The sequence below is a fragment of the Candidatus Symbiopectobacterium sp. NZEC135 genome (assembly GCF_025962695.1).
In genome coordinates this window covers 1-990 of the sequence record NZ_JAGFPF010000744.1, presented here as the reverse complement: position 1 = coordinate 990, position 990 = coordinate 1, and the positions used below count along the sequence as shown (strand labels likewise).

1 protein-coding gene and 1 pseudogene are annotated in these 990 nt (G+C 46.7%); both read left to right on the top strand.

The annotated features are described in order from the left end of the window. Positions 1–577, top strand: a pseudogene (locus J5224_RS30145) (EscN/YscN/HrcN family type III secretion system ATPase); the annotation flags it as partial. After that, positions 567–990, top strand: a 424-nt coding sequence (locus tag J5224_RS30140; RefSeq protein WP_264628728.1) for a hypothetical protein, incomplete at its 3' end; no start/stop codon positions are given. The pseudogene J5224_RS30145 and the gene J5224_RS30140, both read left to right, overlap by 11 nt.

Below are 990 nucleotides of genomic sequence, written 5' to 3'. Positions count from 1 at the left end.
CGACGCAGGCATGAATGTCGTGCTGTTCCTGGATTCGATTACGCGTTATGCCAGGGCACTACGCGATGTGGCGCTGGCAACGGGCGAATCACCGGCGCGGCGCGGTTATCCGGCTTCGGTATTTGATGCCTTGCCCAAGCTATTGGAACGCCCGGGAGTCACCCAAACGGGAAGTATCACGGCCTATTACACCATTCTTTTGGAAAGTGATGATGAGCCCGATCCCATTGCGGAAGAGATTCGCTCAATCCTCGATGGGCATATCTACCTGAGTCGCAAATTGGCGGCCAAAAATCACTATCCGGCGATTGATGTGCTGAATAGCGTTAGTCGCGTCGCGAATCGGGTTTGTGACAGTGAACATCTTCACTATGCGGGCGAACTGCGTCGCGTTTTAGCAAAAATTGATGAGCTGCAACTCTTTGTCGATCTGGGCGAATACCAACCGGGTGAGAATGAAGAGAACGATCGCGCGATGAATAAACGCGATCGCTTGTTTGCCTGGCTAAAACAACGTGTCGATGAACACGCTGATTTCAATACGATAACTGATGAGATGATACGTCATGCTTCGTGAGATGAAAACGCTGGTTGGGCACGTTGCATTAAAAATTCAACGTAATGATGTTTTGCTCAATAGAAAAAAAAGTGAGCACAACACATTAATCACCCAGATAGATAGCTACGAAAAAGAGATCTCTGCCATTGAGATGCTCAGCCGAAGTTTGTATCCCGGAGGCGAAACCAATAAAGCAAAAATCTTCGCGATACAACGGCGACAGGGTGCACTCAAGAGAAAATTGGCGGACATCAAAGTTCAAAAATCTCAAAAAATTCTTGAACAGGAACAATGTGAACAGGAGCGTCTGGCGATATTCGAAAAAAGAAAACAGCTGGACAGAAAGATAAAGAAATATGAATCGCTACAACATCAGGTTCGCAAAAATAAGCGCATCAGAGATGCCAAAATTGAAGATAACGAGATAGAGG